Source organism: Streptomyces canus (genome assembly GCF_030815415.1).
Taxonomy (GTDB): Bacteria; Actinomycetota; Actinomycetes; order Streptomycetales; family Streptomycetaceae; genus Streptomyces; species Streptomyces canus_F.
The window spans coordinates 5,147,145-5,163,101 of sequence record NZ_JAUSWW010000001.1 but is presented as its reverse complement, the minus strand read 5'-3'; the positions used below and the strand labels follow the sequence as shown (position 1 = coordinate 5,163,101).

The following is a 15,957-nucleotide window of genomic DNA, read 5'->3' as shown; positions in this document are numbered from 1 at the left end:
ACAAGCTGAACAACGCTGAACAAGGCTTACCAACGCAACATGCCGCAGCCGCTCCGGCAAACCGCCGACGAGCCTGGCTCGTGCTGTGCCAGAAAGGGCGCTTCGTGGCCGATTCCGGCAACCCCAACGAGAACATCCCGTCCACCGGCGTCGGAGCGCACGGCGAGGTCACCGCCTCGTACGACGCGAGCGCCATCACCGTCCTCGAGGGTCTGGACGCGGTCCGCAAGCGACCCGGTATGTACATCGGCTCGACCGGCGAGCGCGGCCTGCACCACCTTGTGCAGGAGGTCGTCGACAACTCGGTCGACGAGGCGCTGGCCGGTCACGCGGACACCATCGACGTCACGATCCTCGCCGACGGCGCCGTGCGCGTGATCGACAACGGCCGTGGCATCCCGGTGGGCATCCACCCCATCGAGAAGAAGCCGGCCGTCGAGGTCGTCCTCACCGTGCTGCACGCGGGCGGCAAGTTCGGCGGCGGCGGCTACGCCGTCTCCGGTGGTCTGCACGGCGTCGGCGTCTCCGTCGTGAACGCGCTCTCGTTCAAGCTGGCCGTGGAGATCAGGACCGACGGCTACCGCTGGACCCAGGAGTACAAGGCGGGCGCGCCCACCGCTCCGCTCGAGCGGCACGAGGCCACCGACGAGACCGGGACCTCGGTCACGTTCTGGGCCGATCCCGACATCTTCGAGACCACCGTGTACTCCTTCGAGACGCTCTCGCGGCGCTTCCAGGAGATGGCCTTCCTCAACAAGGGCCTGACCATCAACCTCACGGACGAGCGCGAGTCGGCGAAGGCCACCGCCGGTGCCGACGAGGCGGGCGAGGACGAGAAGCACGAGGTCAAGACCGTCTCGTACCACTACGAGGGCGGCATCGTCGACTTCGTGAAGTACCTCAACTCCCGCAAGGGAGAGGCGGTCCACCCCTCCATCATCGACCTCGAGGCCGAGGACAAGGAGCGCCACCTCTCGCTCGAGGTCGCGATGCAGTGGAACGGCGGCTACACCGAGGGTGTGTACTCGTTCGCCAACATCATCCACACGCATGAGGGCGGTACGCACGAAGAGGGCTTCCGCGCGGCGCTCACGAACCTGATCAACAAGTACGCGCGCGACAAGAAGCTGCTGCGGGAGAAGGACGACAACCTCACGGGTGACGACATCCGCGAGGGTCTGACCGCGATCATCTCGATCAAGCTGAGCGAGCCGCAGTTCGAGGGCCAGACGAAGACCAAGCTGGGCAACACGGAGGCGAAGACCTTCGTGCAGAAGGCCGTCTACGAGCACCTCAACGACTGGCTGGACCGCAACCCGGTCGAGGCCGCGGACATCATCCGCAAGGGCATCCAGGCGGCCACCGCGCGCGTGGCGGCCCGCAAGGCGCGTGACCTGACGCGTCGCAAGGGCCTGCTGGAGTCGGCGTCGCTGCCGGGCAAGCTCTCGGACTGCCAGTCGAACGATCCGACCAAGTGCGAGATCTTCATCGTCGAGGGTGACTCCGCCGGCGGCTCGGCCAAGTCCGGCCGGAACCCGCAGTACCAGGCGATCCTCCCGATCCGAGGCAAGATCCTCAACGTCGAGAAGGCGCGGATCGACAAGATCCTGCAGAACCAGGAGATCCAGGCGCTGATCTCGGCCTTCGGCACGGGTGTGCACGAGGACTTCGACATCGAGAAGCTCCGCTATCACAAGATCATCCTGATGGCGGACGCCGATGTCGACGGACAGCACATCAGCACCCTGCTGCTGACCTTCCTGTTCCGCTTCATGCGGCCGCTGGTCGAGGCCGGGCATGTGTACCTCTCCCGTCCCCCGCTCTACAAGATCAAGTGGGGCCGGGACGACATTGAGTACGCGTACTCGGACCGCGAGCGCGACGCGCTGCTCGAGATGGGGCGCCAGCGCGGCAAGCGCGTGCGCGAGGACTCGATCCAGCGCTTCAAGGGTCTCGGCGAGATGAACGCCGAGGAGCTGCGCGTGACGACCATGGACCAGGAGCACCGCGTCCTCGGCCAGGTCACCCTCGACGACGCCGCCCAGGCCGACGACCTGTTCTCGGTCCTGATGGGCGAGGACGTCGAGGCCCGCCGCGCGTTCATCCAGCGCAACGCCAAGGACGTCCGCTTCCTCGACATCTGAGTCGGTCTCAGCTGACCGCACCAGGAAGGATCTTCACCAGCAATGGCCGACGAGAACACTCCTGTCACCCCTGAAGAGGGCGGCATCATCGCCCAGCGTGTCGAGCCCGTCGGGCTCGAGACGGAGATGCAGCGCTCGTATCTCGACTACGCGATGTCCGTCATCGTCTCCCGCGCGCTGCCGGACGTCCGGGACGGCCTCAAGCCCGTGCACCGCCGCGTCCTGTACGCCATGTACGACGGCGGCTACCGCCCCGAGCGCGGCTTCTACAAGTGCGCCCGTGTCGTCGGCGACGTCATGGGCAACTACCACCCGCACGGCGACTCCTCGATCTACGACGCGCTGGTCCGCCTCGCGCAGCCGTGGTCGATGCGGATGCCGCTGGTGGACTCCAACGGCAACTTCGGCTCTCCCGGCAACGACCCGGCGGCCGCCATGCGGTACACCGAGTGCAAGATGATGCCGCTGTCCATGGAGATGGTCCGCGACATCGACGAGGAGACCGTCGACTTCACGGACAACTACGACGGCCGCTCCCAGGAGCCGACCGTCCTGCCCGCCCGCTTCCCGAACCTGCTCATCAACGGCTCGGCAGGCATCGCGGTCGGTATGGCGACCAACATCCCGCCGCACAACCTGCGCGAGGTGGCTTCCGGCGCCCAGTGGTACCTGGAGAACCCGGAGGCCTCGCACGAGGAGCTCCTGGACGCGCTGATGGAGCGCATCAAGGGCCCCGACTTCCCGACCGGCGCGCTCGTCGTGGGCCGCAAGGGCATCGAGGAGGCGTACCGCACGGGCCGTGGCTCGATCACCATGCGCGCGGTCGTCGAGGTCGAGGAGATCCAGAACCGCCAGTGCCTGGTGGTCACGGAGCTGCCGTACCAGACCAACCCCGACAACCTCGCGCAGAAGATCGCCGACCTGGTGAAGGACGGCAAGGTCGGCGGTATCGCGGACGTCCGGGACGAGACCAGTTCCCGTACCGGTCAGCGTCTGGTCATCGTGCTCAAGAGGGACGCGGTCGCCAAGGTCGTACTGAACAACCTCTACAAGCACACGGACCTCCAGTCGAACTTCAGCGCCAACATGCTGGCGCTGGTCGACGGGGTTCCGCGCACGCTGTCGCTGGACGCGTTCATCCGTCACTGGGTGGCGCACCAGATCGAGGTCATCGTCCGCCGTACGCGCTTCCGGCTGCGCAAGGCCGAGGAGCGGGCGCACATCCTGCGTGGTCTGCTGAAGGCCCTGGACGCCATCGACGAGGTCATCGCGCTGATCCGGCGCAGCGACACCGTCGACATCGCGCGCACGGGCCTGATGGAGCTCCTGGAGATCGACGAGATCCAGGCGAACGCCATCCTCGAGATGCAGCTGCGCCGACTGGCCGCCCTGGAGCGACAGAAGATCATCCAGGAGCACGACGAACTCCAGGCGAAGATCACGGAGTACAACGCGATCCTGGCCTCGCCGGTCCGCCAGCGCGGCATCGTCAGCGAGGAACTCGCGGTCATCGTCGAGAAGTTCGGCGACGACCGCAAGACGATGCTGGTCCCCTACGACGGTGACATGTCCATCGAGGACCTGATCGCCGAGGAGGACATCGTCGTCACGGTCACGCGCGGCGGCTACGTCAAGCGCACCAAGACCGACGACTACCGCGCCCAGAAGCGCGGCGGCAAGGGCGTGCGGGGCACGAAGCTCAAGGAAGACGACATCGTCGACCACTTCTTCGTCTCCACGACCCACCACTGGCTGCTGTTCTTCACGAACAAGGGCCGGGTCTACCGCGCGAAGGCGTACGAGCTTCCCGACGCCGGCCGTGACGCGCGTGGACAGCATGTCGCGAACCTGCTGGCCTTCCAGCCGGACGAGGCGATCGCCGAGATCCTCGCGATCCGCACCTACGAGGTGGCGCCGTACCTGGTGCTGGCCACGAAGGGCGGCTTGGTCAAGAAGACGGCACTGAAGGATTACGATTCGCCGCGTTCCGGTGGTGTCATCGCGATCAACCTCCGGGAGACGGACGACGGTTCGGACGACGAACTGATCGGAGCCGAGCTTGTTTCGGCCGAGGACGATCTGCTCCTGATCAGCAAGAAGGCCCAATCGATCAGGTTCACTGCCACTGATGACGCATTGCGTCCTATGGGCCGTGCGACCTCGGGTGTCAAGGGCATGAGTTTCCGCGGGGGAGACGAGCTGCTCTCGATGAATGTTGTTCGACCCGGTACGTTCGTGTTCACTGCCACAGACGGCGGGTACGCGAAGCGGACCGCCGTCGACGAATACCGCGTCCAGGGTCGCGGCGGCCTCGGCATCAAGGCCGCCAAGATCGTGGAGGACCGTGGTTCTCTCGTCGGCGCGCTGGTGGTCGAGGAGACCGACGAGATCCTCGCCATCACGCTGGGCGGCGGTGTGATTCGTACGCGAGTCAACGAGATCAGGGAGACGGGCCGTGACACCATGGGCGTCCAACTGATCAACCTGGGCAAGCGCGATGCCGTCGTCGGTATCGCACGTAACGCCGAGGCGGGGCGCGAGGCGGAGGAAGTCGAGGGCGTTGACGCCGTCGACGAGACCGCCGAGGGTGCCGTGACCACCGGCACGGACGAGGGTGAGGCGCCCTCGGCCGAGTAGCACGAGGAGTGAGTCAGCGTGAGCGGAGCCACGGGCGCCGGATCGTCCGGTACCTCTACCGGTTCTCAGGCCGGTACGGACACGGACGGCGGCGGCCGTGGCTCCGCCGCGCAGGCGACAGATTCGCACACGACCCAGCTCAAAGCGATCAAGTCGCCCGCGAAGGACTCACCCTCGCCCGACTCGCATGGATCCCAGGGGGGAACTGTGACGGACACCCGAGGCCCGCAGACCCAGCAGTACGCGGCCGGCGCGGGCTCGGCTGCTCCGGGCGCACAGCCGCAGCAGCCTTCGGCTGAGCAGCCGGCCCCGTCCCCGCTGCCGGGAGAGCGCGGGCCCCAGCAGGCCGCCGGGCCGTACCACCCGCCGCAGGCCTACCCGGCGCAGGCCGCCGTCTCCGCGGGCGCCGTACGCCGCCCGCGCACCGGCGCGCGCACCACGCCCCGCACCCGCAAAGCGCGGCTGCGGGTGGCCAAGGCCGACCCGTGGTCGGTGATGAAGGTCAGCTTCCTGCTCTCCATCGCGCTGGGCATCTGCACGATCGTGGCGGCCGCGGTGCTGTGGATGGTCATGGACGCGATGGGCGTCTTCTCGACCGTCGGCGGCACGATCTCCGAGGCGACCGGCTCCAACGAGTCGAACGGCTTCGACCTGCAGTCCTTCCTGTCGCTGCCGAACGTCCTGATGTTCACGACGATCATCGCGGTCATCGACGTCGTCCTCGCGACGGCTCTCGCGACCCTCGGCGCGTTCATCTACAACCTCTCCGCGGGCTTCGTCGGCGGTGTCGAGCTGACGCTCGCCGAGGACGAGTGACATTAACTCCGATCGCCGTTCCAAACCCCTCCTGAGGGACCGCGGACAACCGATTTTGGGACTGCCCATGTCGTGCGCTAATCTTCAGGAGTCAGCGCGCGGGACACACACCGCAGAGCGCGGCGGGGCTATAGCTCAGTTGGTTAGAGCGCATCCCTGATAAGGATGAGGCCACAGGTTCAAATCCTGTTAGCCCCACCAGCACAAAGACCCCCAGGCGATCATGCCCGGGGGTCTTTGACATCTACGGCTGACATCAGCCGATGAGTGGATCTTCCAGCAGTTCGGCGAGCATCGCGGTTGCCTCGCGTTGGTCGGAGCCGACCACGTGTGTATAGACGTCCATGGTCATGCTGATCTGGCTATGCCGGAGGATCGTCTGAGCGACCTTGGGATGCACCTTCAGGAAGGCGAGCAGGGTCCCGCAGGTGTGCCGTGCGAGCCGGACCGTGATGCGACGCACACCGGCACGCTTCACCAGCGCGTTGAAGCTACGCGAGAAGCCCACCGGGTCGGTCAGTCCACCGCGCTCTGACGAGAAGATCACGTCACGGTCCGGCTCCTGCTCCCAGGCCTCACCGACGATCTGCCGCTCTAGATCTTGCAGTTCCCGGCGTTCTTCCAAGGCACGGGCGCAGAACTCCGGAAGCGGCAGCACAGCCGTCGAAGACTCCGTCTTGAGATCTTTGAGGATCAGTCCCACGCCTTTCTCCCGCTGCACCTGTTTGACCGGTGTGAACTGCCGGTTCTCAAAGTCGATGTCCTGCCAGCGCAGTCCCAACACCTCACTCCGGCGGAGACCGAGGACGAGGATCAGAACGCAGGCCGCGTAGAAGCGGTGAGCGCGGGCGGTCCGCAGGAAAGTGATCGCCTCACGAGCGCTCCAGGCCCTTCCCTTGTCCTTGCTGACCTTGGGCATGTCGACCAGGAGCGCGACGTTGCGCGTCAGCAGCTCCTCACGAACGGCACGGTTGAGGGCGTTCCGCAGGGTGCGCAGCACCTCGAAGCGGGTGGCCGCAGGGACCTTCTCACGCGTCAATGCGGCCATGCACATGCGGATCTGGGCCGGAGTGAGCTTGACCATGGGCTTCTTACCGAGGTGAGGAACGAGGTAGAGCCGCACCTTGGACTCGTACTTGACGTACGTGTTGTGCTCGCGATCTGGCTTCACAATGTGCTCAAGCCAGTAGGCCAGCCACTCCCCGAGGCTCCAGGACCGGGACGGCACCGGGATGCCGTTGCGTTCCTGGTCTTGGAGCTTGCCGAGCTTCTCAGCGGCCTCGTCCCAGGTCGCCCCGTAGACGTACTTCCGGACGCGGTTGCCGTCGGTGTCGGTGACGTACGCGGCTCCCTGGTAGCGGCCATCCGCGCGCTTGGTGATTGTTCCGCCGCCGTTGGGGCGCCTCTTGGCCATCAGGCAGCCCTCTCGATCTGTCCTCGTATGAAGTCCGCGACCGCATCGGCCGGGATACGTCGGCAGCCGTCGACCTTGATCGAGACCAATCGGTGTGTACGGATCAGGTCGTAGACCTTGGTCCGGCCGACCTTGAGCCGTGCCATGACCTCCGGGACCTTCAGCAACTCGGAGGCAGCGGTGGTAGTGGTCACGTGGCGGCTCCTTCCAGTTCGAGCAGGGCGGGTAGCTCCTCGCGGGCGGTCTCGCGGTTGAGTTGGATGTCTCGGCGGATGTTGGCGGCGAGCCAGGATTCGCCGGGGGTGTGGCCGTGGCCGGCGTAGGTCCAGTGGGCGAGGGTGAGCGTGGTTGCCTCCGGGTTGTCGTCGAGGTCGGGCAGGCCGAGAGCTTCGCGCTGCTGGGCGGCGCGGTAGTCGGCGCGGACCTGGCGGAGGGCGCCGAGGGTGGTGGAGTAGCGGCGGGACTTGGTGGAGAAGTGGCCCCGGAAGCCGAGCATGTGAGCCCAGTCGCACAGCTTCCTGTCCGGGTAGAGCGCGTGCAGGTCGAGGCACGCTTCGATCAGCCGGCGGGGATGGTCCGGGACGCCGAGCAGGACCAGGGCCTCCTTGTTGCCGATGCGGCGGTCGACAGTGCCGGTCGTCTCGGCCGCTTTGGTGGCGTACTTGGCGACGTAGGAGGCAACGGCCGCTTCGGTGATCTCCTCGCCGTGGCCGAAGGCGCCGATCGGCTGTACGTCGAGCTGCGTGCCCCACCGCAGCGTGCGCGCCGGTTCGTCTCCGGCCGGGGGTACATCGACCGCGACGCGGGCCGCGGCAGCCCGGATCGACTCCGTGAGGAGAGCGAGGGTGGCCCAGGGCGGTGGCGGGGAATCGGGACCGCCCGGCCCGTCGAAGCGGATCACCGCATGGAAGTGCACGGCCCCGCGCTTCTGGTACTCAGCGACCTTGCCGAAGGCGACCCGGGACTGTTCCTGAGCCGCCTTCTGCGTGAGCCCGGCCCGCTTGGCGATCTCGCGACGGAGGTAGATCGTGAAGTAGCGCCAAAGCTCCGAGGCGTGGTTGTTCCACAGCACCGCGCCCGCGTAGTCGTACGACGTCGCGTCGAGCGGGGTGCCGAGCTCGGGTGCCTCTTCGTGGTGCCGGAGGCCGCATCGGCAGGGCCGGTTACCGGGGCGGTTGTGGACCGGACCGAACGAGGGCGCGGTGAGGGTGGCGAAGACCCGCGGGTGGTCCCGGACGGCGGTCGGGGTGCCCTTGGCGGGATCACCGACGAGTCCGGCGCGAATGAGGTGATAGGTGTCTCCGGCGTAAGTCCAGGCGCACGAGGGACAGCGAGAGGCTCGCCGGTTGCCGCACGCGATACGGAGGCGTCCGCCGGGCTCGGTGTCGGTCGAGTAGCTGTGCAGGACCTGGCCGGAAACCGCGTCGCGGGTGACCGTCGAGCCCTGAAGGTGAATCGGGTCCGAGCAGCCGCCGGTACGGCGGATCTGGTCCTGGATGCGGTCGAAGCCGTCAGACCCGGCCAGCCTCAGCACGTCGGCGAGGGTGGCCGGGTCCAGGCCCGCCATGGTGGCGGTGTCGGTCACGCGATCACCTTCCGGCCCGGACGAGCGCGGCGGCGGTGCGACGACCGGTGCCCTTACAGGTCAGGCACGTAATGCGGAGGGTGTTTCGGGTGCCGTCGGAGGCACGTGTACCGGTGGTGATGGCGACGACGGGGAAGCCGTCGCAGTCGCGGCAGACGGGCGTGTTCTGGGCGTGCTGGGACATGATGGGACTTCCCTTTCGGGTCCTTTGGATCTGGAAGAGGTGCAGGCGTCCGGGGCGGCGGTTCTTTGGCGAGAGAGCCGCCCCGGGGGCCGTTAGCGGCGGCGGGAGTAGCCGTGGCCGGGCGGCGGGTAGGCGTCCTCGTCGCCGCAGTCGTCGGCCAGGCCCTGGGCGTTGGCGGTGGCGAGCAGCGAGCCGGCGACCACGGCGGTGAAGTCGTCGACCGGGCCGCCCTTAAGGTCGACCGCGATGTCGTTGAGCATGTCCTGGGTCAGTTCGCGGTCAGCCTTCTCGGGGTTGCTGAAGATGCCCATGTCAGCGGTTCCTTTCGGTGTTGAGGAGCGAGCGGAGGACGACCGCGCACACGGCGACCGACATGCCGGTGATGGCGACCGCGAGGAGCAGCGAGACCAGGACGGCACCGACAACGAGGACCACGGCACCGCCACCGGCCGCGAGGGCGAGCGCGCTGCCGGGGGTGAGCTGGACGGTGGACCGGTTCGCGACCGGGGCCGGGGCCTGCGGGACGGGCACCAGGGCATCGCGGGCCGGAGCATGGGCCGGGGCGGTGTCCCGGGGCGGGTACTTCGGGGTCAACACGGCTTGTTTCCCTTCAAGTCGGGGTTACTTGACGACGGTGCCGATGGCGGGGCCGAGGATGCTGTTGGCGAGGAGGTAGCCGCCGAGCAGGAGCAGGACGACCAGCCACGCGGGCGGGCGGGTGAGCTTGATCCCGAGCCAGCCGACGACGATGACGACGAGCCAGAACGGAACATCCATGGCGGGGTCTCCTAGGCCTTGCAGCGGTGGGTGTTGGCGGCGAGTTCGGCGGCAGAGCGGTCGGTGTAGTCGGCGGAGAAGCCACAGCCCGGCGCGGTGCAGGCGGCGGCGTGCTTGTCGCGGCCACGGCCGTCGTAGTAGGTGCCGACCTGCACGGGGCCGATACGGCGCCGGTCGCGGAAGCGGCGGTAAGCGGTCACGGCGTCAGCCCTCCTGTCGCAGGCTGCGGCCGGGGAACTCGGCGAGGATCTGCTGAGCCGTGTTCGGGTCCGGGGTGCGGTCGGCGGCTTCCTCGGCGAGCAGGCGGGCCAGGGCCGGGCGTCCGGCATCGGCCATCTCGCGGGCCGCGTTCACGAAGTCCTCGGGGCGCTCGAAGGGCTGCATGGTGGCCAACTTCTTTTCCTTTCAGGTGAGTTGGAGTTGTGCGGTGATCGCATGGGCCATGGGGGCGGGCAGTTGGAGCCGGGCCGACAGGGCGTCAGCGGGCATCGGGGAGCCAGTGGAAGCGCGGTGTGCGTCGGCGATCTTCCGTGCGTGATCCAGCAGCGCGGCCGGAACCGTGGGCACATCGGCCGGGAGCGCCTGGGCTGTTGCGGGTGCCAGTTCCGGCACAGGCTCGGCCGCGGGGGTGGGGGCGTCGGCGCGGTGCGTCTCGACTTCCGGCGCGGCCGGGATGTCCACGGGCTGTGCGGAAACGGCCGGCACGGCGGGCGAGTGGACCAGGAGGGTGCCGCCGAGGAAGGCAAGCGCAGGCCAGCCAGCCACGAGAATCCGCAGCCAGGCAGGGACGTGCTCCAGGTCGAGGAGTCCGGCGGTGGCGATGTTGGCGCCGAGCGAGGCGCACAGCGCGATCGCGAACCAGGTCCAGGCGGAGCGGTCCCGGCGAGCGGTGCGCAGCCGACGCCACGCGGCGACCAGCAGGAGATCGACCGAGACCGGGTAGGCCCAGGCCTTCCATCCCGTCTGTCCGGCCGCGTATGCGAGGTCGTGCAGGTGGGCGAAGGACAGGGCGCCAGCGATGACGGCCTGGATCAAGACGGCGTCTGGGCGAAGCGAGCGGTTCATGATCTGTACCTCCCTTCGAGGGGGTGAGCCAGGGGCGGGCGGGGAGCCATCCATGTCCGGCCGCCCGGTCCCGGCGAGCTTCAGTCGGTGGCTTCGCCGGAGCCGAGGCAGGTCAGGCAGATACCGGTCTGCTGTCCGACCGCGCGGCGCTTGCGGCCGACATAGACGGCGCGGGAGACCTCGCCGGAGCCCTTGCAGGTCGGGCACTTCGCCGGTCCGGCGGTCGCGGGGGTCTTGGATGCACCCATGGCGATCACTTGACCAGCGACGGAGCGGCAGCAGGCGAAGCGGAAACGCGGGGCCGGAACGGCGCGAGGAACGGCAGATCCGGGACCAGATGCTCGAAGTCCCGGCAGACCTCGGCGACTTCTTCACGGGAGACCTGCGGGGTGCGGATCCGGCACCAGCCGCCGCCCGCATCGGTAGCCACGGCCGTACCGGGCCGGTTCGCAGGGATCACACACGCGGCCGGAACAGCGGTCGGGGCTACATCCTTCAGCCCCATCTCGGCGGTTTCCTTGTCGTTGACCCGGTGCACCACCCGGCCGGTGAGCTGGGCACGGAGCATGGTGGCGCCCTTGCCCAGGTCGGAGCCGAAGCGCTGACCGCAGATCTCCAGGTAGATGCCGACCGCACGGGCCATCTGCGCCAGCCGGATCAACGCCGTGACGATCCGCGTGCGCCGCTCCTCATCCTCCTTACGGGAGATCAGGAACAGTTCGGCGATCTCATCCACCAGCACCACGACCGGGGCCGGACGCAGGTCCTCGGGGAGTTCCCAGATGTCCGAGGCGCCGTACAGGTGCAGCAGGTCGAAGCGGTCTTCCATCTCCGTGACCAGCACATCGGCCAGCGAAGCGGCATCGTCCGGGGTCGTCGCCAGGGCCGACAGCCGCGGCGCGAACGCAGACTGTTCCACCCCGCGCTTGCAGTCCATCCCCACCAGCGCGACCGGCAGCTGAGCCAGCCCCTTGATCAGGTTGCGCTGATACATGGACTTGCCGGAGCTGTTCGCACCCAGCGTGAGCCCCATCGGGGCCTTGAGGTAGTCCCGCTCGAACGCGGTCCCGTCATCGCGAAGCGCGACCGGCACGGCCATCCCATGCGGCTGTGCCTTGCGCGGCATCCGCACCCGACGCAGCACGTCGTAGCCGGTCATCCGCAGTTCCACGAACCCCGGCTTGGTCACCACGACCCGTATCGCGTGCACACCCCAGGCATGCCTCAACCGCTCCGTCGAAGCGATCACGTCGGCAGGCTCCAGACCGGCCGGAAGACGAAGCGTCACCCGAAGCCCGGTCGAGGTACCCCGCACCCGGCGGATCTTCGGCGCTACCGGCTGCACCTCACGACGGGCCACGTTGCGCGCCATGAACGCCCGCAGGCCGGACGGCTGCACCGTCAGACCGCACACGTCCATCGTCGAGCGGTAGGAGAACGTGAACCGGCCCCACGTCGCGGGCAGGCCGACCAGCGACCAGTACACGCGCGGCGCACGGTACTTCGCATAACCGAGGCCACCGGCCCCCGCTACAGCTGCCGTGGCCTCCAGCCACATCGTCAGGTCGGCCATGATCAGGCCGCCGGGGTGATCGCGACGGCACTGAACGAGATACCCGAGCGCTTCTCTCCCTTGATCACGTTCTCCCAGTCCCGAGCCTTCAGGCCGATGACCTTGACCGGCATGCCCGGGGCCAGGGCCTCCGGGTAGCCGTTCTCCGGGATCGAGACCTTGAGGAGGTTGCCCTCCCCCTCGTCCGAGACCAGCAGGCCCACGGTCGACATGGGCTTGCCCTCCTGGTTCACGGCCCGCTCGCCGGTCTGGAAGTTCTTCACCTTGGGTTCCGGCGCAGTCGCCACGAACACCAACGCAGTCGAAGTGTCGATCTTGAACGACGGCATGAGCACATCCCTCAGTTCTTGGAGGCCATCCATTCGCAACCTCTCTAGACATCTCCAGTAGGGCACACGTCTCTAGAGACGTCAAGAGAATCTGTCTAGAGATGTTGAGGGAGCGGGATCGTGGCTACACGACAGGTCGGGCATGGCATGCATGGCCTAGGCTGTCTAGAGAAGAAGGGAGGGCTCCCGAATGACCACCACCGACGACGACCGTCGGCCGAAGTACCAGCGGATTGCGGACTCTCTACGCGAGGCGATCCGGTCGGGCGAGTACGGTCCCGGTGATCGGCTTCCGGGAGAGAACGACCTCATGGCCACCCACGGCGTGGCCCGCATGACGGCTCGTCAGGCCTTGAGTGTGCTCAAGGACGAGGGCATCGCCGAGTCCCGCAAGGGTGCTGGGGTCTTCGTACGATCTTTTCGTCCCCTTAGGCGCCAAGGCATCAAGCGGCTCGCGCAGGAACAGTGGGGTAGCGGCCGGTCTATCTGGTCTGCCGACATCGAGAACCGCGCACTCGTGGTGGATCAGGTGACGGTGTCCGAAGAGGCCGCACCGGAACACATCGGGCAGGTCCTGGACCTGGGTGGCGAGGACACCGTGTGCGTGAGGCGGCGGCGGTTCGTCCTGGATGAGAAGCCCGTTCTTCTCGCGACGAGCTATCTCCCCACGTCGATGGTGGCGGGGTCAGCGATCACTCAAGCCGACACGGGGCCGGGCGGGACCTATGCCCGTCTTGCCGAACTCGGGTACAAGCCAGTGCACTTCCGCGAGGAGATCCGCTCGCGCATGCCCACGAAGCATGAGGCGGAACAGTTGAGCATCTCCGCGGGTACGCCGGTCATCCTCATTTGCCGGACCGCGTTCGCGGACGAAGGGCGCCCCGTCGAGATCAACGAAATGACGCTCGATGCCGCCTCCTACATCCTGGAATACGACTTCGACGCGTAGGCCAGCACGAGCTGTTACAGGTTTCTCTACCTCATCAAGCCCCGGCTGCGCTCCGCTCCGCCGGGCGCGCTTCCCGGCTCCGCTCCGGGCGACGCTCCTGCCTTCGGCCCGCTCCGCCCGCGCTGCGCCGACGCGCGCCCACATGTGGATAGGGCCAGTGGCCATGAGGCGATCACCGCATAGAGCGGCCTGCGGTCAAGACAATGCCTCCGGCGGGGGATCGGCCGGCACCGGGATGGAGGGGGCGCCGTTCCCGACTGCGGGCCCGTAGTGGCGTGCGTGGGAGCTCCCATCCCGTCCACCGCCGACCCAGGCAGAGCCGAGCAGACGCGGCCCCTGGCGTCCAGGTCGTTCGTACAGTGGCGCGCTCCACCTGGACGCCAGGAACCACGCCCGCTCCACGGCGTGTGGGTCGACGGCGGACGGGATGGGAGCTGGGGAGAGTGGTGGGTTAAGGCGGCGGGGTGTCTGGCCGGAGTTCAGCGGGTGTTGAGGCGGCCCCAGAGGACGGCGGCGAGCGGAGAGCGCCGTGCCGTCTTGTCGCGTCTCACCTCACGCACCACCCTAAATAGTTATAGGTAGCCGTGGAGGGCACGAGTTCCTACGGTGGTGGCTCTGACCGGCGATAGCTGATCAGGCTCTATGGCGAGCACGCCATGTGATCCGTGGGGGATGAAGTATGAAGAGAATTCGTGCTGTCCGTGCCAAGGCGGGCCTGTTTGCAGGCGCCGTTGTGATGGCAGGCCTGAGCGCCGGCACCGCTCCAGCGCAGGCAGAAGACAGGCCCAGGTACGAGTGCGACACGGGGTACGTCTGCTTCTACTCGATGGCCAATGGCTACGGGGAGAAGTGTTCATGGGAGGGAAGTGACGCCATTTGGCGGGTTAGCCCGGGTGTCTGCTCATGGGCCCACTACGACTCGGCCGGTTCCGTTTTCAACAACGGGACGAGCGGCATGGACGTGCTCTACTACGACCAGGCCGGGCAACACGGCTCAGACAAGGTGGGCTGCGTCTCCAAGGGCGAGAAGAAGAACATTTCCGGCACGCACTACCTGGCTTCCCATAAATGGGTCGGCGGTACCAACTGCTGAGGAAGGCAGTTGAAGGTGAGCTGCCTTGGCGAGACTGTGCCTGACGCGGATAGTGCCAGGCACCAGCTTGCGTTAAGGAAGTGGGCCGTTAGTATGCTGAGTTGAGTTTGTCAAGGGCGCCACTCATCACTGACACCAGCGGCTGACACCAACAAGGGCGAACAGCAGCGGTCAGCGGTGAATGCCGGCGGACGGCCAACCGGAGCCTGAAGAGGATTGACCGAGGCCCATAGACCCTAATGATCGACCTGATAAGGATGAGGCCACAGGTTCAAATCCTGTTAGCCCCACAGGCAAAGATCGAGAAGTCGGGTGTCTCCCCAGTGGGAGGCACCCGTTCTTCGTTTTGGCAGCAGCAGCACGATGACCCCCCGGTCGATGGAGACCGGGGGGTTTCGCCTGTACGTCTATGCAGCGGGCGGGTACGCAAGTTCGCCGTTACATCGGGGAAGGGACGGCGCCGTCAGCGCTGGAGGGGCGCGGCCGGCTCGGCGGCCGAGTCGTCGCAGGGGGGCGTGGCCCTGTCGGCGTCCTCCGTGTCCGCGGGCGGGCGGTGACGGCAGCTGGGGGTCTTTCCGTGGGCCTCGGCTCGGATGCGCTGCTTCATCGTGGGGGGCAGGGCCCTGGTGGCGGACCAGGGCCAGAGGGACGGCGCCGGTGTCTTGGCCTCGGTGCTGCTGTTGCGGGTCGGCTCGGTCTGCGGTACTGCCGCGGCGGCGGTCGTGGTGATGAGTCCGAGCGTCGTGCACAGCGCCAGGAGGGCGGTGACGATGGCGGTCCACAGGTTCATGACCTTGTTCTGGGCCATGGCCCCTCACTTTCGGGTTGGGCGATTTGCGTACTTTCCTCATGATGTGTATGGGGGCGGCGAAATCATGGACCGACGCCCGTGGCGCGTCGATGTTCAGATGAACACCACTCGAATGGGTGCAAGAAGCCTGAAAAGTGGAAGAAACTGGAGGAGAAGGCTCAAAGTGACCGTCCGTGGAGGTGTGATCACCCTCCGATCGGAGTGGCGTCATCCGCTTCTACTGCGGTGTCCAGGGCGGAAGTTGAGGAGCTGACGCAGGTCACCGATCGGTATCGGTCGGTGTGTATAGTCGGGCGCCAGAGGTCCCCTACGTCAAGGAAAGACGAGGTCGCACGGTGAAGAAGCTTCTCCTGGTCGCACTGGCCGCCATCGGCGGGCTCCTCGTGTACCGCCAGATCCAGGCGGATCGCGCCGAGCAGGATCTGTGGACGGAGGCGACCGACTCCGTGCCCACGGGTTCGTGAGTACCGACATTCGGTTCTGAACAGACCCCGGCCGCCTCGCGGTCGGGGTTTTGTGTTGCGCGAGACGCAGCCGGGCAGGATGAGCCACGATCAGGCGACGGCGAGGGGTGGCGCGT

General features: G+C 67.2%; 20 protein-coding genes and 1 tRNA gene. 7 read left to right on the top strand and 14 right to left on the bottom strand.

Going from position 1 to position 15,957, the window contains the following annotated elements; genetic code table 11:
- Nucleotides 1-104 precede the first annotated feature (104 nt).
- The 4 genes from gyrB (at nt 105) to QF037_RS23895 (ending at nt 5,798) form a co-directional block, all read left to right on the top strand.
- Nucleotides 105-2,144 (top strand): DNA topoisomerase (ATP-hydrolyzing) subunit B, encoded by a 2,040-nt coding sequence (gene gyrB, locus QF037_RS23910; RefSeq protein ID WP_307028476.1) that lies wholly within the window; start codon nt 105-107, stop codon nt 2,142-2,144.
- 42 nt (nt 2,145-2,186) lie between these two features.
- Nucleotides 2,187-4,781, top strand: coding sequence for a DNA gyrase subunit A (gene gyrA, locus QF037_RS23905; RefSeq protein WP_307028474.1), 2,595 nt, complete (start codon nt 2,187-2,189; stop codon nt 4,779-4,781).
- Between the two features lie 18 nt (nt 4,782-4,799).
- Nucleotides 4,800-5,597, top strand: a complete 798-nt coding sequence (locus QF037_RS23900; protein ID WP_307028472.1) for a DUF3566 domain-containing protein — start codon at nt 4,800-4,802, stop codon at nt 5,595-5,597.
- 124 nt (nt 5,598-5,721) lie between these two features.
- A tRNA-Ile gene (locus tag QF037_RS23895) sits at nt 5,722-5,798 on the top strand.
- A 55-nt stretch (nt 5,799-5,853) separates the two neighbouring features.
- Here the strand turns inward: QF037_RS23895 and QF037_RS23890 are convergent.
- From QF037_RS23890 to QF037_RS23830, 13 genes are all read right to left on the bottom strand, one after another.
- Nucleotides 5,854-7,011 (bottom strand): tyrosine-type recombinase/integrase, encoded by a 1,158-nt coding sequence (locus QF037_RS23890; protein WP_307028470.1) that lies wholly within the window; start codon nt 7,009-7,011, stop codon nt 5,854-5,856.
- A complete protein-coding gene (locus tag QF037_RS23885) occupies nt 7,011-7,205 on the bottom strand; it encodes a helix-turn-helix domain-containing protein (RefSeq protein ID WP_307028468.1) in 195 nt (64 codons plus the stop codon). Before QF037_RS23885 ends, QF037_RS23890 begins: the two co-directional genes overlap by 1 nt.
- The gene (gene repSA / locus QF037_RS23880) at nt 7,202-8,596 is read right to left on the bottom strand and encodes a replication initiator protein RepSA (protein ID WP_307028465.1); all 1,395 of its coding nucleotides are present in this window, start codon (nt 8,594-8,596) and stop codon (nt 7,202-7,204) included. The genes QF037_RS23885 and repSA overlap by 4 nt, the downstream gene beginning before the upstream one ends.
- 4 nt (nt 8,597-8,600) lie before the next feature.
- Nucleotides 8,601-8,780 carry a hypothetical protein gene (locus QF037_RS23875; protein ID WP_307028463.1) on the bottom strand — a complete coding sequence of 60 codons (180 nt, stop codon included), beginning with the start codon at nt 8,778-8,780 and terminating at the stop codon, nt 8,601-8,603.
- Between the two features lie 92 nt (nt 8,781-8,872).
- Nucleotides 8,873-9,091, bottom strand: coding sequence for a hypothetical protein (locus QF037_RS23870; RefSeq protein ID WP_307028462.1), 219 nt, complete (start codon nt 9,089-9,091; stop codon nt 8,873-8,875).
- Nucleotide 9,092: 1 nt separating this feature from the next.
- The gene (locus tag QF037_RS23865) at nt 9,093-9,377 is read right to left on the bottom strand and encodes a SpdD protein (RefSeq protein WP_307028460.1); all 285 of its coding nucleotides are present in this window, start codon (nt 9,375-9,377) and stop codon (nt 9,093-9,095) included.
- Nucleotides 9,378-9,401: 24 nt separating this feature from the next.
- A complete protein-coding gene (locus QF037_RS23860; protein ID WP_307028458.1) occupies nt 9,402-9,557 on the bottom strand; it encodes a hypothetical protein in 156 nt (51 codons plus the stop codon).
- Nucleotides 9,558-9,568: 11 nt separating this feature from the next.
- Nucleotides 9,569-9,757: a mobile element transfer protein gene (locus QF037_RS23855; protein ID WP_307028456.1), complete on the bottom strand. Its 189-nt coding sequence runs from the start codon at nt 9,755-9,757 to the stop codon at nt 9,569-9,571.
- Nucleotides 9,758-9,761: 4 nt separating this feature from the next.
- Nucleotides 9,762-9,941, bottom strand: coding sequence for a hypothetical protein (locus tag QF037_RS23850; protein ID WP_307037338.1), 180 nt, complete (start codon nt 9,939-9,941; stop codon nt 9,762-9,764).
- A gap of 21 nt (nt 9,942-9,962) precedes the next feature.
- The gene (locus QF037_RS23845) at nt 9,963-10,622 is read right to left on the bottom strand and encodes a DUF2637 domain-containing protein (protein ID WP_307028454.1); all 660 of its coding nucleotides are present in this window, start codon (nt 10,620-10,622) and stop codon (nt 9,963-9,965) included.
- 80 nt (nt 10,623-10,702) lie between these two features.
- Nucleotides 10,703-10,870, bottom strand: a complete 168-nt coding sequence (locus QF037_RS23840; RefSeq protein WP_307028452.1) for a hypothetical protein — start codon at nt 10,868-10,870, stop codon at nt 10,703-10,705.
- Between the two features lie 5 nt (nt 10,871-10,875).
- Complete coding sequence (locus tag QF037_RS23835; protein ID WP_307028450.1) at nt 10,876-12,195, bottom strand: FtsK/SpoIIIE domain-containing protein; 1,320 nt, start codon at nt 12,193-12,195, stop codon at nt 10,876-10,878.
- Between the two features lie 2 nt (nt 12,196-12,197).
- Nucleotides 12,198-12,524: an SCO3933 family regulatory protein gene (locus tag QF037_RS23830; protein WP_232027742.1), complete on the bottom strand. Its 327-nt coding sequence runs from the start codon at nt 12,522-12,524 to the stop codon at nt 12,198-12,200.
- A gap of 190 nt (nt 12,525-12,714) precedes the next feature.
- On the opposite strand from QF037_RS23830, the gene QF037_RS23825 reads away from it, so the two are divergent.
- Nucleotides 12,715-13,473 carry a GntR family transcriptional regulator gene (locus QF037_RS23825; RefSeq protein WP_307028447.1) on the top strand — a complete coding sequence of 253 codons (759 nt, stop codon included), beginning with the start codon at nt 12,715-12,717 and terminating at the stop codon, nt 13,471-13,473.
- 679 nt (nt 13,474-14,152) lie between these two features.
- Nucleotides 14,153-14,566, top strand: a complete 414-nt coding sequence (locus QF037_RS23820) for a peptidase inhibitor family I36 protein (RefSeq protein WP_307028445.1) — start codon at nt 14,153-14,155, stop codon at nt 14,564-14,566.
- A 463-nt stretch (nt 14,567-15,029) separates the two neighbouring features.
- On the opposite strand, the gene QF037_RS23815 is transcribed toward QF037_RS23820, so the two are convergent.
- A complete protein-coding gene (locus QF037_RS23815) occupies nt 15,030-15,374 on the bottom strand; it encodes a DUF6344 domain-containing protein (protein ID WP_307028443.1) in 345 nt (114 codons plus the stop codon).
- A gap of 338 nt (nt 15,375-15,712) precedes the next feature.
- On the opposite strand from QF037_RS23815, the gene QF037_RS23810 reads away from it, so the two are divergent.
- Complete coding sequence (locus QF037_RS23810) at nt 15,713-15,841, top strand: DLW-39 family protein (RefSeq protein WP_003999697.1); 129 nt, start codon at nt 15,713-15,715, stop codon at nt 15,839-15,841.
- The last annotated feature ends 116 nt before the right edge of the window (nt 15,842-15,957 follow it).

Bases quoted from the DNA above. Each gene is read 5' to 3' on its own strand.
- QF037_RS23845 (WP_307028454.1), bottom strand. From the start codon at position 10,622: ATGAACCGCTCGCTTCGCCCAGACGCCGTCTTGATCCAGGCCGTCATC.
- QF037_RS23890 (WP_307028470.1), bottom strand. From the start codon at position 7,011: ATGGCCAAGAGGCGCCCCAACGGCGGCGGAACAATCACCAAGCGCGCG.
- QF037_RS23850 (WP_307037338.1), bottom strand. From the start codon at position 9,941: ATGCAGCCCTTCGAGCGCCCCGAGGACTTCGTGAACGCGGCCCGCGAG.
- QF037_RS23815 (WP_307028443.1), bottom strand. From the start codon at position 15,374: ATGGCCCAGAACAAGGTCATGAACCTGTGGACCGCCATCGTCACCGCC.
- QF037_RS23835 (WP_307028450.1), bottom strand. From the start codon at position 12,195: ATGGCCGACCTGACGATGTGGCTGGAGGCCACGGCAGCTGTAGCGGGG.
- gyrA (WP_307028474.1), top strand. From the start codon at position 2,187: ATGGCCGACGAGAACACTCCTGTCACCCCTGAAGAGGGCGGCATCATC.
- QF037_RS23875 (WP_307028463.1), bottom strand. From the start codon at position 8,780: ATGTCCCAGCACGCCCAGAACACGCCCGTCTGCCGCGACTGCGACGGC.
- QF037_RS23860 (WP_307028458.1), bottom strand. From the start codon at position 9,557: ATGGATGTTCCGTTCTGGCTCGTCGTCATCGTCGTCGGCTGGCTCGGG.
- QF037_RS23840 (WP_307028452.1), bottom strand. From the start codon at position 10,870: ATGGGTGCATCCAAGACCCCCGCGACCGCCGGACCGGCGAAGTGCCCG.
- QF037_RS23820 (WP_307028445.1), top strand. From the start codon at position 14,153: ATGAAGAGAATTCGTGCTGTCCGTGCCAAGGCGGGCCTGTTTGCAGGC.
- QF037_RS23825 (WP_307028447.1), top strand. From the start codon at position 12,715: ATGACCACCACCGACGACGACCGTCGGCCGAAGTACCAGCGGATTGCG.
- QF037_RS23870 (WP_307028462.1), bottom strand. From the start codon at position 9,091: ATGGGCATCTTCAGCAACCCCGAGAAGGCTGACCGCGAACTGACCCAG.
- QF037_RS23830 (WP_232027742.1), bottom strand. From the start codon at position 12,524: ATGCCGTCGTTCAAGATCGACACTTCGACTGCGTTGGTGTTCGTGGCG.